This is a genomic window from Streptomyces sp. NPDC023157 (assembly GCF_055560575.1).
Window position 1 is genome coordinate 58,643 of record NZ_JBVHIL010000016.1, and the last position, 13,874, is coordinate 72,516.

A 13,874-nucleotide genomic window follows, 5' to 3' on the forward strand; every position below is an offset into this window, starting at 1 on the left:
GTGGCCGTCGGCAGCGGCAGCCGTGAGGATCGTTGTGGCGGCGAGGCAGGGAGAAGGGCGCCAGAGCCCACACCTCGCCGCTGCACATGGACCTGATTCGGCCTTCCTGCGCCGGCCCCGACTCATGAGGAGTAAGACATGCGACCTGTTCTCAAGCGCACGGTTCTCGGATCCGCGGCGCTGACATCCGCGCTGGTCGTCGCACTGGCGGGCCCCGCCAGCGCGACGAGTGTCAACCTGTACGGGCTGAGCTCCAGCAAGAACGCGGAGGTGAGCGGCGGGTACGAGTGGCACGCGGCGGGAACGGCCGGCGGTTACACCTACTACGCGGGCAGCTTCTCCTACGCCGGCGCCCGCGACGCGATCCCGAACAACAAGCTCGAAGCTGTGCTGGCCCTCGAGTTCGACACGTGGGCGAACGGCGCGTGGACGCACAAGAACCGTTACGCGAGCAGGGTCAACACCTTCGACTCGTGGAGCTTCAACTACAAGAAGAACATACGGGTCTGGGCGTGCGACCGCGAGATCGGTACGACAGCTCTCCTGAACTGCCTCCGCGTCTACTGACCCGGCGCCGCCGCCTCCAAGGCGCCGGCTCCTCCCTCGATTCGGGGGTAGGGAGGATCTGACGTAGGGGGAAGGCGGAGTGCCCCGTGCGACGCTGCGGCGAGACGGTCGGGCGGCACGGCCCCGACGGGGCAGGCCATGCGCCCGGCCGACGGCAGGCGTGGCAGCGCTGCCGGGCCACGCCACCCGGCCCGGCAGCCGAGGGCCCCGGCTGAAGCCGGGGGCCTCGGCACTCAGGCGCTCACCCCGATACTCCCAGGCGGCGGCGCGCCAACTGATTCACGCCCTCCGTCAGCAGCCCGGTGACGATCACGGTGACCAGCCTCAGCCACCACGGGAAGCCGCCCCCATCGCCCCGGCACCCCGCCCCCAGCCCTGGGCTTCGCGCATCCCGGAGGTGGGCTTGCCTGGCGGGGCGGCTGTCACGCGATTCTGGTGAGCTCCTGGACGCAGCGGTCGTTGGTCTCCGCGACGCTGAACAGTCGCAGAGCCATCACGCGGCCGGAGGCCGGGTCGGCGGCGTGGAGGGTGACGATGCGGCGGGGGGTGGTGCCGATGTGGCCGAAGGTCTCGGGGCTCCAGCCTTCACCGAGGATGCCCTGGTGCAGGTCGCGTTGGACGCCGAGGCCCCAGCTGCGGGCGCCGAGGTCGTGCAGCTGCACCGTCGCGTTCACCGCGCACAGCGCCGCGGCCGTCGGGCGGTCGAGGAGCTTGCCTCCGCCACGCAGGGAGTCCACGAGGTCCGCGTGGAGACGGCCGATGTCGGATGCCGTGGAGACGCCCGCCTGCCCCGGGTTCGCGGGGTGGAGACCCATGTCCTCGTCGGCGACCGGGACGAAGCGCATGGTGCCGTCCCGGCGGTGCAGCGGGACGTACTGCTGGTGCGGGCGCGGGACGAGCGCCAGGTCGCGCAGCGCCAGGGGGCGGGCCACCTTCTCGTCGACGACGTCCGCGAGCGGGAGCCCGTACAGGCGCTCGAGGACCGACCCGAGTACGGCCGCGGCGCTCTGTGTGTTGTAGCGGGCGGGGCCCGGCTGGCGCGAGCCGGAGGCCACGATGCGGCGGGCCCGCTCCTCCAGGGAACCGGTGCTCTTGTGGAGTGCGGTGGGGAGACCGGAGGTGTGCCCGAGGAGGTCGGCGACCGTCACCGTGGCCATGGAGGGGGCGCAGTTGTCGAAGAAGCGCGCCATCGGGTCCTTCAGGTCGAGCAGCCCCTCCTGCGAGGCGACTCCGGCCGTGACGGCCAGGACGGACTTGTTGGCGCAGTAGACACGGCCGACGACATCGGGGGTGGCCGCGACTCCGGGAGCGGCCTCTCCCACCGCGATGTCGGTCACGTCGCCGTCGTGCCGGTGGAAGACCTGGGCTCCGAGGAGCGTCCTGCGTGCGACCCACCTTTCCAGCAACGAGCGGATCCGTGCCGCGGGTTCGGACAGGCTCATGGCCGATGCGCCTTTCGCTGCGTGTCGGGGCAGGGTCACGATACCCGCTGCTTTCTAGGCGGTGCCGTGACGGCCTACGGCCGCGTATCTGATCTTTCCCGAGGGTGTTCTCGGGAGCCGTGGCGTGGTGCGCAGTCTCAGGGATCCTCGCGGGACTCCCAGGTAGGCGAGGTCCGCTGCGCGGAGGCACTCCATGTGCTCCGGGTCTCCCTCCACGTAGAGGGAGACCTCGTCGGGCGCGGTGTGCACGGCGGCTGTGGCCGTTCCGCCGAGCGTCGCCGTCGCCGTCGCCTCGACGGCGTCGAGGTTCACCCGCTGCCCGAGTACCTTGACCTGGCGGTCGACACGGCCTTCGAGGTACAGCATGCCGCCCCTGGCGCGGCCGAGGTCGCCGGTCCGCAGGGTGTCGCCGGTGACGTCCGGCAGGGCCAGGTCGGCGCGCGAACCGGCGTATCCCAGCATGACGTTCGGTCCCCGGTAGTAGACCTCGCCGAGGCGCCCTTCGGGGAGCGGGGTTCCGTCGTGGCCGCGGATCTCGATGTGTCCGCCCGGCACGGGGGTCCCGACGCTGCCCTCGTGGTCGGCGGCGGCGGCCGGGTCCAGACAGGTCATGCGTGCCGTCGCTTCGGTCTGCCCGTACATGTAGTACACCGACCGGGCGTGTTCTCGCAGCCGGCGCAGTTCGTCGGGGCTCGCCGGCCCTCCGGCGACCAGGAGGGATCTGAGGGTCGCCAGCTTCGCGGCGGACTCGTGGCTGCGCAGGATGAACCGGGCCGTGGAGGGGACCAGGCCCGCGCAGGTCGCGCCGAGGATCCTGGCCTCTGCCCAGAAGCGGTCGGAGCTGGGCGTGGCGGTGAGCAGTCCCACGGCGGCGCCGGCGGCCAGGTGGGAGGTGAACAGGGACAGTCCGAAGCTGTGGTCCATGCGCAGCGATGTCGCCGCGACGTCGGTGGGTCGGATGCTCGTCGCCGTGCCGATGCTTGCGGCGTTGCTCGCGAGGTTGTCGTACGAGAGGCGTACGAGCCTGCCGTGGGAGGTGGATCCGGAGGTGCGCAGTACTAGGGCCAACTCCTCTGCGAGTGCGCTGGTTTGACTGCCGGGTGCGCGGCGGACCGTCCCGATGTGCGGGGCGGTCTCGGGGCGGCCGTATCCGGCCGGGGTGTCCGCTGTGGCTGTGCACGTGGGCCCGACCAGCACGTCGGGGCGCAGCCTGTCGATGTAGGTCCGGGCGTCGTCGGGGGTGAGGGCCTCGACCGGCAGCACCGCGTGTCCCGCGCGCAGCGCGGCCAGGCAGGCCAGGGCTCCCGGTAGCGAGCGGGGGTTCTCGACCATCACGAGTTTCTTGCGGTCGTCGCCGAGGAAGCGGGCCGTCTCCTCGGTCATCGTGCGCGCCTGCCCGCGCGTCACCACGCGGGCCTTCTCGAGGAGGGCCGGTGCGTCGGGTGCGGCGCCGGCCAGGAGGTCCAGCGACCGGGACGTCACCGCCTGGCCTCGATGTCGTCGGCCAGTTCCTTCAGGGAGTTCATGCGGAAGATCTCCACCGGGTCGATCTCCACTCCCCACATGCTGATGAGTGCCTCGCTGAGCTCCAGGCACATGAGGGAGTCCCCTCCCAGGTCGCCGATGCTGTCGGACATGCTCACGACCGCGTCCTCGGTCATCATCAGCGTGATCCGCTCCGCGAGCTCGGTCTCCACGACGCTCCCTGGGGCGTGCATGGCGTGGAAGTTCCCGGTGAGCAGCGTGGTGTCGCTGACCGCGTCGGCGGTCACCTCCTCCCCTGCGTGCAGTACGGCGAAGTCGATCTCGCCCGCCTGGTCGCCGAGAAGCTCCGCCAGCGCGGCTCTGATCTCGGGGACGGACATGTAGGACCGGAGGGACACGGCCACCACGTGTCGGCCGTCGGGCGTGCGGCGCCGGATGCCGGTGAAGTTCGGGTTGTCGAGGAGCGTGTGCGTCATTCTGTCTCCTTCTTGGAGTGTGCGTCGGCCAGGGCTGCGATCGCGGCGCGGTCGACCTTGCCGGACGGGGCCCGGGGGACGGCGTCGACGGCGAACACGTGGCGGGGTACGGCTGCCGCCGGGAGGTTCTGGCGCAGTTCCGTGGCGAGTTCGGCCGCCCAGGTGGCCGGGGCGTGGGCGTCGAGCACGACGAAGCCGATCACGCGTTGTCCCGTCACCTGGTTGGCGATGCCGGCCGCTGCCGCGTCGTGGACCCACGGGAGCGCGAGGAGTGCGTCCTCGACGTCCGTGGCCACGACCGTGGTGCCGCCGACCGTGATGCGGAGCTGCGGTCTGGTCTCCAGGTGGAGGAAGCCGTCGTCGTCGAGGAAGCCGCGGTCGCCGATGCCGACCAGCCCGTTGCCCGTCCACCGGACGTGGTCCCCGTGGCCGACGTGGAGAGGGCGCGCCGGAGCGCCGTAGGCGAAGTAGACGTCGCCCGGCTCACCTGCCGGTACGGGGCGGCCCGCGGGGTCGAGGACGGCCACGGAGGTGTAGAAGCCCCTGCCGACGGTGCCGGGACGGCGTTCCCATTCGTCGCCTCGGGCGATCGTGGTGCCGATGCCCTCGGAGGAGCCGAACACCTCGTAGACGTTCTCGGGGCCGAGGACGGAGTGCCAGAACCTCTTGACCGGTTCGCCGCAGGCCGCGCTCATGTGGACGAGCTTTTCGAGCTCCGCCGTGCCGCGGGCGTCTCGCATCTGGCGCATCATGATGCGCAGGTGCAGGGGGGTGGCGGTGAGCCACTGGATGCCGTGGCGGCGGATGTCGGGCAGGACCCGCGCCGGGTCGGGGCTCTCGTACAGATGCACCTCGGCCTCGTGGTTCACCGTGTCCAGGAGCATGCTCAGGTGGGCGGCGTGGCCGACCGGGCCGGCGAGCAGGACCCGTGCCCCGTCGCGCAGGCCGACAGCGCGCGCGAGGCTCAGTCTGCGGTCGCGTACGAGCGCGCGGCGCATGCTGGTGTTGACCGCGAAGCGGGACCGGCCGCTGGAGCCGCCCGTCCTCAGCAGGAGGGCCTGGTCGGGCAGGGGCGCGGGGGCGGCGGGGAGGGGCTCGTGGCCGGCGGCTGTGCGGAGGGTGCAGGCCCGGATTCCGTGCCCGGCCAGCTCGGCGAGTGGCGAGGCGTGGCTTCCGGCGTGGAGCAGGGCCACCGGGTGCGGCATCGCGAGTGCCGCGAGGAGCTCCGTCAGGTAGTGCGCGAACGGCTGTCGCGGGTCGGGCACGAGGCAGACGCTTCGGTCGTCGCCCGCGGACCGGCGAAGCCGCTCCCTCACGTGCGGAAGGCGCTCTGCGAGGTGCTCGGGGCGCAGCACCTCGATGCCCTCGTCCTGGGTGTGCAGCACCAGGGTCGCGCGGGGTGTCCAGTCCCTGGCCGGTGGCCGCGGTCCACGAACGGACGCGGGTGTCGTCATCCCTGCTCCTTCGTCAGCGGCTCCGCACCGTTCGCGGTGCCGTCGCGGTACAGGAGGTGGAGGCCGAGGGCTGTCAGGGCGATGGCGCCCGCGCACGCGGCCAGGATGTGCTGCCACGGCATGTGCGCCATGAGGAGGGCGGCGAGCGCGGCTCCGATGACGCGGCCGGTCCTGGTGATGACGCGGTAGGCGGCCGTGGTCCTGCCGAGGATCTCGACGGACGTCACCAGCTGCCGTACGGAGATCGAGATGGTGTTCCACAGAAGGCCGCTGCAGCCGCCGACGAGCAGGCTCCCGGCCACGGCGAACCAGTTCGACGTGAAGGCCGGCACGGCGAACCACACGGTCCAGCCGACCAGGCTCAGTGACAGCGCGGTGCTCAGGGGGAACGCGCGCAGCATCCGCTGGACCAGCCGGGCGCCGACGAACCCGCCGGCTGCCCCGGACAGGAGCAGCAGCGAGTAGGCGAGGTCGGAGGCCGCGAGGCCGTCGTCGGCGAGGGCGTAGGCCGTGAAGGAGGTCTCCCAGACGTACCAGATGACGGAGACGAGGCAACTCGACGCGGCGAGGGCCAGCAGGGTGCGGGTGCGCCAGATGTACCGGAATCCGCCGAGGCTGTCTCCGACCATGGTCCGCGGCCGCATGGGCTCGTCCCGCAGGGGCGGGACGGGTGGCAGCCGCAGGGTGAACAGGAGGGTGAGAACGGCGAGGACGGCCAGGACCGTCGTGGTCAGCGACTGGTTCCAGGACAGGAGCGTCCCGGCCAGCAGGGGCCCGACGAACGCCCCGTAGAGCTGGGAGACCTTCGCGATCTCCACGTTGGCCGCGACCAGGTCCTCGGGTTGGGCGACGAGTTGCGGTACGAGGGACTGACGCGCGATCTCCGAGGCCACGCCGCAGGTGCCCAGGCCGAATGCCACGGCGGTGAACAGCCACTGGTCGTAGCCGCCCCAGAGGGGCAGGGTCGCGAGGAGCGCGGCGAAGCCGAGGCGTCCGAGCGCGGCCGCCTTCGCGAGCCGTGTCCGCGACAGGTGGTCCGCGAGGTAGCCGAGGGGCAGCGATGCCAGGGCCCAGGGAGCGGTCACGGCGATGAAGACGGCCGCCACGCCCATGCTGCCGGCCGACTTCTGCGCGAGGACCGGGAGGACGACGGTGAAGGCGCCGTCCTCAAGGCTGGAGACCGTACTGACGCGGCGGAGGAGGCGGACGCGGTCCGTCGCCTTCTCGGGGGCGGAGGGGGGTGTCAGCATGCGTGTCCTTCCGTGCCCGCGCCGTGCTCCGACAGTGCCCGCAGGAGCACCGCGAGCCGTTGCCGGTGGGACTGGGGCGGCGGGGTGCGGGTGGCCCAGGCCACCGGGTCGTCCAGGTGCGCGTCGTACGGGTGACGCCGCCAAGGCGAGTACGGCGGCATGGGGTCGGTGGTGGCCAGGCGGGTGGCGAGGCGTCGTGCCGCGCTCCGCCATGGAGGGATCGCGACCGGGTCCTGGTGCACGACCGCGGTCAGGGCGTGGAGCACGGCCCGGGTATTGGCCGCCTCGGTGTGCGCGGACGCTGTGAACGTCAGGGCCAGGACGCCTTCCTCCCCTGCACCGGGCAGGAGCGCGAGCCTGACGCGGAAGAGCGTGCCGTCGAGCCGTCCCGCACGGGTCAACGGGCTCGTGAACCCTCCGGCGAGGCTTTCGCACAGGCACAGCCACGCCAGGACGTCATCGGGGCCCGCGAGGGGGACCGGCACGGTCGCGGCGAAGTGCGAGGGCCGCCGGAACAGGTCCATGCCCTCGCCCCAGCGGGTCGTCCGGGTCGCGGGGCCGGGCATCAGTGCTCCTCCCAGGCGGTGATCGTCTCCAGGTGACGCGCGACGAGGTCGAGGTCGACGTGGACGAACGGGTCTCCGTGATGTCGCGCGAACGCGGCCCAGGCGATCGAGCGGGCGCCTGCCGAGGCCGTTTCGGTACGCGTACGCCACTGCTCGGACAGCTGCTCACCCGCACGTGTCGTCCGGCCGGGGTCGACAGCGGCGCGGAGGCTTCGCAGCAGCTCGTGCTCGTGTGCCGTCGGGTCGAATCCGACCGGCAGCGGAACTTCCAGGGCCGTCGGTCCGCTCTCGCTGAACCACTCGTCGAACAGGCCGTACCGTACGGGTGCGGGCCGCCGCCGATGGACCGTCGCGGCCCTGGCCGCGAACAGGTGTCCGGCCACGAGGGCCGCGGCCTGCCCGGACGGACCGTCGTCCACGACGGGGACGACGAGCGCGTGCCGCCGCACGCCCGCGGCCCTGAAGTGCGCGGGCGCCAAGGCCGGGGCCCGCTCTCCCCACGTCCTCGGACCGAGCAACGACGCCACGTCCTCGGGGCGGACCCTGGTCGGGTCCGCCGCCAGCCCGACGGCGCACCCGTCCAGGCGGACCCGCTCCGCGGCGAATGCCCGCCAGGTCCCGGCATGGCCGACGGATCCCGACAGCGCCGGTGAGGTGATCGGGTCGTGGTCGAGTCCGATCGGCCCGTCGGGGGTGGGCACGCACCAGCGCCAGGTGTCCGACTGGGGCGCGAGCCGGGTCTTGTCCAGCACCTCGTTGCGGATGATCTCCGCCTGGCGGTCGGCGGTGCCGTCGGGCCGCTCCAGGTCGGCGAGATGGGCCACGACGGTACCGACGGCGTCCAGGAAGGAGTCCTGAGGCCCGCTGACCGTGACGGTCATGTGGTCCCTTCGTGTCCGGGCCTCCAGGAGGCAGCCCGCCTCTTCGAGGGACGCGTACGGTTCCGCGCGTCCCCCCGACGGCGCCATGATCATGTGTTCCGTGAAGTGGGCCAGGCCCGGCCGGTCGGCCCCCTCCGCAGCGAAGCCCGCCGGGAACACCAGCGCGAGGGCCGCGGTGTCACCCCGCTGCTCGGACCAGCCGAAACCGGCCTCCGCTTCTCGTGTGCGGCGCATGCTCACGTCTCCGACACGTCGATCAGGCCCCACCGCATGAGATCGCCGACGACGGCGACCGGGTCGTCCACCGCGACGTCAGCGAGGAGTTCCTTCACAGGGGTACGGTCGGTCGCCGTCAGCCGGGCGAGGACCCGCGCGTGGTCGGTGGCCCCGTCGGGCAGGACGCAGACGAACGACCGCCGCGCGGACAGCCCCTCCAGAACGGACGGGTCCCCGCACGCATAGGGCAGATTCGTGCAGGAGGGTGCCATGGCGCCGCCAACAGCGTCCTCCAGGAAGCGGCGGATGTCGGCCTCGCCGACGACACGTCCCGCCCACTGCGCGACGGACGCGGCGGCGGCCGCGGGGTCGGCCGGGTCGACGGCGGTGCGCAGGAAGGTGCCGCCCGAATCAGCGGCCCGCCATGTCAGGAGCTCTTGCAGGTTCGGCCGGGGGACGGCGAACGTGATGTGCAGGGATCCTTGCGCGTGCGTGGCCACGTCGTGGGTCGTGCCCTCGGGCAGATACAGGACGTCGCCCGGTTCCATGGTGAGGCGCACCTCGTCGGTGCCGTCCCCCGGCGCCACGGTCCAGTGCTTGCGCCCGCTGCCCTGGACGACGAAGACGTCATGGGTGTCACGGTGCGCGCCGAAGCCCGGCGCGCCGCGCAGCGAGGCGTAGACATTGGCCTGGACCCGCGCCGAGAAGACCCCCGACAGGGCGCGCGCCACCTGGTCGGCCCAGGGGTCCACCAGGTCGAGCTGGTCGATGACGAGGGTGCCACCGCTGTCGAGCCCCCGGTGTACGGCCTGCGGGGCGATCCGGTGGTACACCCGGGAGCCGCCCGCGACGGCGCGGTGGAACAGTTCTTCGGTCGCCACGTCGCCGCCGACCAGGCGGACCTGGTCGGTGCCCAGATTCCCGTACCGCAGAGCCTTGTTGAGGGCGTTCCATCCGAACGTGGCCTCCGGCCTCAGGGCGCCTGTCTTGTGGAACCACCGTCTCCCCATGGCCTCGGACAGCTCGGCATGCGACACGCCCAGGACGCTGTCGACCGCGTGGTCAGTCACGAGCATCGGCTCGTCCCTCCTCGATGTCGCCGAAGGCGACGGCCAGCACGGGGAGTTCCGAGTTCGGTGTGCACAAGAGGAGTTGGCCCATCGGTACGTCGGCGAATCCGCCGATGACGCAGGTGCCCAGGGATGCCGAGGCCGCGACGAGACAGAGCGTCTGGGCGGCCGCGCCGGCTTCCACGAGGCCGTACCGGTAGCCCCGTTGGCCGTACTTGGTCTCCAGCCGGTCGAGCGAGACCGTCGCGACGACGAAGGCGCAGGTGCGTGCCGTCCATCCGTCGCCGAAGAGGAAGCGCAGGACCTTCGGTGTCAGTCCCGCCCGGAGGCGCACCAACTCATGCTGTCTTACCTGGTAGTTGTAGACCCCGGAGGTCAGTCCCGAAACGTTCTGCGCGATGACGTAGAACTCGCACCCCAGCCGGCCGCCGGCCGAGGGGTACGGGCGGTGCCAGTCGAGGGGGCCGTCCTGGTCGGCCGGCCGGGAGTGCGTCGTGTACCAGAGGACGTGGGCGAGGTCGGCGAGCGTCATCTCGTCGAGAGGGGTGCGGGTGCTGGTCCGGCGTTCGAGCCAGTCGGCGCCCGCTGCGGAAGGAGGGGAACCGGGGACCGGCAGCGGGGTGCCGTCCAGGCGTGGGTAGACCTTCTCGTTGTACGTGAACCACTCGTCCGGCCACTGGTCGGTCGGCAGCATCTGCCAGTCGGCCAGCATCGCGGCATCGGCGTGGGTGCCGCGGTGGAAGTCGAGCGCGGTGGCCGTCGCTTCCTTGTCCGCCATCGTCATCGTGTCCTGTCAGGCGTAGGGGTGCGGATCGGTGGACAGGGCCGAACGGCGTGCCTGCTCCAGCAGGAGCTTGTCGCTCTCGGCGAAGAAGAGGGGTTGCAGCCGCGGATGGACGACCTTCACGACGCTGACACCGGCGTCGGCGAGCTGCGGGGCCGTCACGTCGGCCGCGTACCCCTCGTCCAGGTATCCCTGCGTGTACGTGCCCTCGAGGGGCCTGGAGCCGCCGAAGAGGTACTCCAGTCGCCCGGGCGCGTCCGGCTGTCCCCAGTAGACGACCCGCTCCTCGATCGTCTCGAGGTCGGACGCCTCCACCGGCGGCACGTCCGTGAGGAAGTCCCGTGCCTGCCTGCGGGCGTGGAGGGCCTCGCTGATGGCGGAGCTCGCCGCCTGCTCGACGGTGACCGCGCACGCGCTTCCCGTGGTGAGCGCGGGAAAACGCTTCGTCGGGTCGACCACGACGCAGACCACCACGGGGAAGGGGGTGCGTACCAGGCAGGCGACCCGGACGCGCAGGCCGAGGGTGCGGGCTTCGAGCCCCATCAGCAGCGCCCCCGGCTCCAGCGCCAGGTCGAGCCAGTCGAGCTCCTCACCGCCGAGCCGGAGGTAGTGCGCCAGCAGGATCACATGGCGCTCGAAGGCCTCCCGCGAGGCACGCGCCACCGCGTCGCCGTAGGAGAACGCGGCCGCCGCGCCGTTGCTGCTCGGATCCCACAGCATGGCTTGCCGGTCCGGCTCCCAGTAGGGGCAGTAGACCAACTGGGCGGGCACCAGGACGAAACCGGCCTCCTCGGCGCCGATCCTGACGGCACGGCACCAGTGCATGGGCCGCTCCCAGACCGGGGACCCGCGCCAGGGTTCGGGGAAGGCCTCGGGACCGAGGCGGTCGGAGAGCTCGGCGGCCGTGCCGTACGTCAGGCGCTCGGGCGGCACCGTACTGAGGCTGACGCGCTCGGCCGCCTCCATCACCGCCTTCAGCCGGGCGAGGCGGTCACGGCCACGGCCTCCGGTGGCCCGGGGAAGGGCTGCGGTCCCCTGCGGCCGGTGGGCGTTCGGCGGCAGCTGTGCGACCCATCCCTGCCCCCGGGGCTCGTCGTTGTAGAAGTCGTCGAGGGGCTGCAGCGAGGAGATCGACCCGCTCCGCCGGACGAGGAGGTCCTCCAGCAGGCCAAGGGTGTCGGTGGCGGCCGGGCGTACGCCGTCGTTCACAGCTCTCCCCCCAGGGCGAGCTCGATGAGGGACCCGCACACCTCGCACCCGTCGACCTGGGTGACGGCGAGTATCGCCACCGCCCCGGTGTCGTGCTCGACGCGGACGACGTGGCCGAGGGAGAGGGGCAGCCGGTCGGGGTCGCACACGATCCTGCCGGCCTCGAGGGCGACGGTGGCCGAGACGAGGGCGACGACGAGGGGGGTGAGTGCGGCGGGCGCGGGGGACGGCACGGCGGCGGGGTCCGGGGTCGGGGCCGCCCGGTCCGCGACGTGCGCGGCACATTGCAGACAGGCCGAGAAGCCCGGCGTCGTGAGCGGACCGATCGACGTGCCCTCGTCGTCGATGACGACGGGCAGGTGCAGGCCACCTCGACGCACGACGTGCGGCGCACGCGCGAGCACGTCCTGCCGTTCCTCGAATCCGGCCACGTCCACGCACAGCACTCCGGGACCGTAGGACCCGGCCGCAGGCACCGCGCCGAGTCGCGCGTCACCGCTCACCAGCGACTCCACCTCCCGGCGGACCGCCTCGCGGGACGGTGAGGAATGGAGGTACAGACGGGATATCTCAACCGGAGGAAAAGTCACTGGAATGCTCCGTTCAGTGTGGGAAGGCCGGTCGCCAGGCCCCGTACGTCCTGTCCGCTCCTGTCCAGCAGCTCACGCAGGAGTTCGCCCGCCCCTTGGTCGGCACGCGGCGCGTGCCACGCGGGTCCGAGGCGCCGTCGGACGACGTCGCACTTCTGCCGCAGGGCAGCGTGGCGTCGGGCGGCACCGTCGACCGGGGGCAAGTCCCCTGCCGCCAGCGTGACTTCGGCGCCGGTTCCGTCCCCCGTCACGGCCACGGCGGTCACCGGCAGGTCGTCGGAGGTGACGCGCAGGTGGACCAGCTCGCGCATCGCGCGGACCTCGTCACGGGTCAGCTCGGGCAGCGGGGTCCAGCTGTCCCGCCCCAGAAGCCAGCAGATCGCGACGTTGTGGGCCAGGTCGAACGGCGCCAGCCACGAGCCGTCGCCCGCACCACGGTGGGCGACGAACGCGTACCGGGGGACGTGGACCTCCAGCCGGCGGACGGAATCGGTGGCGACACGGCCACGCAGCCCGGCGACCACCGCGAGGACGGAGAAGAAGTACGCACAGCACGGCATCGGTTTCAGGTCGGTGAACCTGTCGCCGGAGATCCAGCCGTCCGGCAGACGGGCCGGGAGGTCATGGGCTGCGTTCGGTTCAGTCGGGGAGTCGATCGGGATGCCGAGCGTCGTGAGGGGCCGCCACCACTCACGGGCCGAGGCGAGGTCGAGGCGCGTGTGGACACCCCCCTCGGCGACGGCGGCATGGGCCTGCCGCATGGCCTGGGCCATCTGGTAGAGGCGCCCGTCGCTGCCCAGGAGCCCGTAGTCGGACCGGAACGTCGAAAGGAAGAGCCGCAGACACCACTTCACCCGGTCCGGGGAGTAGCCGTTGGCGAGCGCGAGCGCGTACACACTGCTCAATCCGCCCACGAGGGGGGTGACGTGCAGCCCCTTGAGGCGTGCACGGTCCTTGATCACCTGGCCGACACGGACGGCGAACTCCGTGGCGATGGCCTGCAGCCGAAGTGCCGCGTCCAGGGGCAGGTCCCTGCGGCCGAGCAGCGCCGGCGCCAGGAAGGCCGAGAGATGACCACCGGCCAGGTAGTGCACCGCGTCGAAGTCGGCGGCGATCCCCGCCAGCAGGTTCGCCTCCGCCGCCACCTCCGCACGGTGAACCGCTCCGGTCCACCACACGGCCGGACCGGCAGCCTCCATGCCCTGATCGCGCTCCCGCCCGTCTTCGGCCGGCAGCAGCCGGCTGATCAACGCGCAGAGCATGAAGTCCGCGGACGCCGCGGCGGCATCGTCGACGAGGCCGGCGGGCACGTCGCCGAGCCCGTGCGTCGTCGCGTCGAGCCAACCGTCGAGCGCCTCGCCCAAGTTCGCGCTCTTGGTCGGCACGGTTTCCTCACTAGGGGTGTCGGTGTCCCGGAAGCACCAGTCGCACGCCGTCGTCGAGAACCTGGACGACCGCGTGCGGACGTCGTTGACGTGGGACTGTGCTGATATGCGCTGCCTGACGGCAGCCGCCCGTCCGAAGCGCGGTACGCACTTCACGCCGGCCCGAACGGGCGGCCTCTGTCGCTGTCGCACGGAGGGGCGAACGAAGCGCCCTTCTCTCTGCGGCGATCAAGCCGGGCCGCTCATCACGGGGAACGAGTCACGCGTGCACCCGGAACCCGCGGGAGGAGCCCAAACGGCCTGGTGTCAGCGAGCGTTGTGACGGGAGGCCAGGGCCGTCGGCCGGACGCGGCCGTTGTCACTGGAAGCCGGGACCATCGCCCGCGCACGACCGTTGTCACTCGAAGCCGGGACCATCGCCCGCGCACGACCGTTGTCACTCGAAGCCGGGACCATCGCCCGCGCACGACCGTTGTCACTCGAAGCCGGGACCATCGCC

Annotated in this window: 13 protein-coding genes; 1 reads left to right on the forward strand and 12 read right to left on the reverse strand. The window is 72.1% G+C overall.

Features of this window, described 5'->3' with window-relative positions; genetic code table 11:
- Window positions 1-138 precede the first annotated feature (138 nt).
- Window positions 139-567 (forward strand): hypothetical protein, encoded by a 429-nt coding sequence (locus tag ACZ3ZE_RS36410; protein ID WP_361179843.1) that lies wholly within the window; start codon window positions 139-141, stop codon window positions 565-567.
- 422 nt (window positions 568-989) lie between these two features.
- On the opposite strand, the gene ACZ3ZE_RS36415 is transcribed toward ACZ3ZE_RS36410, so the two are convergent.
- The 12 genes from ACZ3ZE_RS36415 to ACZ3ZE_RS36470 all read right to left on the reverse strand — a co-directional run bounded on the left by ACZ3ZE_RS36415 (window position 990) and on the right by ACZ3ZE_RS36470 (window position 13,375).
- Complete coding sequence (locus tag ACZ3ZE_RS36415) at window positions 990-2,009, reverse strand: serine hydrolase domain-containing protein (RefSeq protein ID WP_361630096.1); 1,020 nt, start codon at window positions 2,007-2,009, stop codon at window positions 990-992.
- A gap of 54 nt (window positions 2,010-2,063) precedes the next feature.
- Complete coding sequence (locus tag ACZ3ZE_RS36420) at window positions 2,064-3,491, reverse strand: AMP-binding protein (protein ID WP_361179848.1); 1,428 nt, start codon at window positions 3,489-3,491, stop codon at window positions 2,064-2,066.
- On the reverse strand, window positions 3,488-3,970 hold the full coding sequence (locus ACZ3ZE_RS36425) for an acyl carrier protein (RefSeq protein WP_361630102.1): 483 nt from the start codon (window positions 3,968-3,970) through the stop codon (window positions 3,488-3,490). Before ACZ3ZE_RS36425 ends, ACZ3ZE_RS36420 begins: the two co-directional genes overlap by 4 nt.
- Window positions 3,967-5,424 carry an ANL family adenylate-forming protein gene (locus tag ACZ3ZE_RS36430; RefSeq protein WP_467262121.1) on the reverse strand — a complete coding sequence of 486 codons (1,458 nt, stop codon included), beginning with the start codon at window positions 5,422-5,424 and terminating at the stop codon, window positions 3,967-3,969. The genes ACZ3ZE_RS36425 and ACZ3ZE_RS36430 overlap by 4 nt, the downstream gene beginning before the upstream one ends.
- Window positions 5,421-6,674: an MFS transporter gene (locus ACZ3ZE_RS36435; protein ID WP_361179856.1), complete on the reverse strand. Its 1,254-nt coding sequence runs from the start codon at window positions 6,672-6,674 to the stop codon at window positions 5,421-5,423. Before ACZ3ZE_RS36435 ends, ACZ3ZE_RS36430 begins: the two co-directional genes overlap by 4 nt.
- Entirely contained in the window at window positions 6,668-7,240 is a 573-nt protein-coding gene (locus ACZ3ZE_RS36440; protein WP_363292874.1) for a hypothetical protein, read from the reverse strand. The genes ACZ3ZE_RS36435 and ACZ3ZE_RS36440 overlap by 7 nt, the downstream gene beginning before the upstream one ends.
- Window positions 7,240-8,355: an insulinase family protein gene (locus tag ACZ3ZE_RS36445; protein ID WP_467262123.1), complete on the reverse strand. Its 1,116-nt coding sequence runs from the start codon at window positions 8,353-8,355 to the stop codon at window positions 7,240-7,242. Before ACZ3ZE_RS36445 ends, ACZ3ZE_RS36440 begins: the two co-directional genes overlap by 1 nt.
- A 2-nt stretch (window positions 8,356-8,357) precedes the next feature.
- Window positions 8,358-9,413 (reverse strand): JmjC domain-containing protein, encoded by a 1,056-nt coding sequence (locus tag ACZ3ZE_RS36450; RefSeq protein WP_361179862.1) that lies wholly within the window; start codon window positions 9,411-9,413, stop codon window positions 8,358-8,360.
- On the reverse strand, window positions 9,400-10,185 hold the full coding sequence (locus ACZ3ZE_RS36455) for a SagB/ThcOx family dehydrogenase (RefSeq protein ID WP_329427659.1): 786 nt from the start codon (window positions 10,183-10,185) through the stop codon (window positions 9,400-9,402). The genes ACZ3ZE_RS36450 and ACZ3ZE_RS36455 overlap by 14 nt, the downstream gene beginning before the upstream one ends.
- A gap of 15 nt (window positions 10,186-10,200) precedes the next feature.
- A complete protein-coding gene (locus ACZ3ZE_RS36460; protein WP_467262125.1) occupies window positions 10,201-11,400 on the reverse strand; it encodes a YcaO-like family protein in 1,200 nt (399 codons plus the stop codon).
- Entirely contained in the window at window positions 11,397-11,903 is a 507-nt protein-coding gene (locus ACZ3ZE_RS36465; protein ID WP_361179866.1) for a TOMM precursor leader peptide-binding protein, read from the reverse strand. Before ACZ3ZE_RS36465 ends, ACZ3ZE_RS36460 begins: the two co-directional genes overlap by 4 nt.
- An 83-nt stretch (window positions 11,904-11,986) precedes the next feature.
- The gene (locus ACZ3ZE_RS36470) at window positions 11,987-13,375 is read right to left on the reverse strand and encodes an MmgE/PrpD family protein (protein ID WP_361630111.1); all 1,389 of its coding nucleotides are present in this window, start codon (window positions 13,373-13,375) and stop codon (window positions 11,987-11,989) included.
- Window positions 13,376-13,874: the final 499 nt, after the last annotated feature.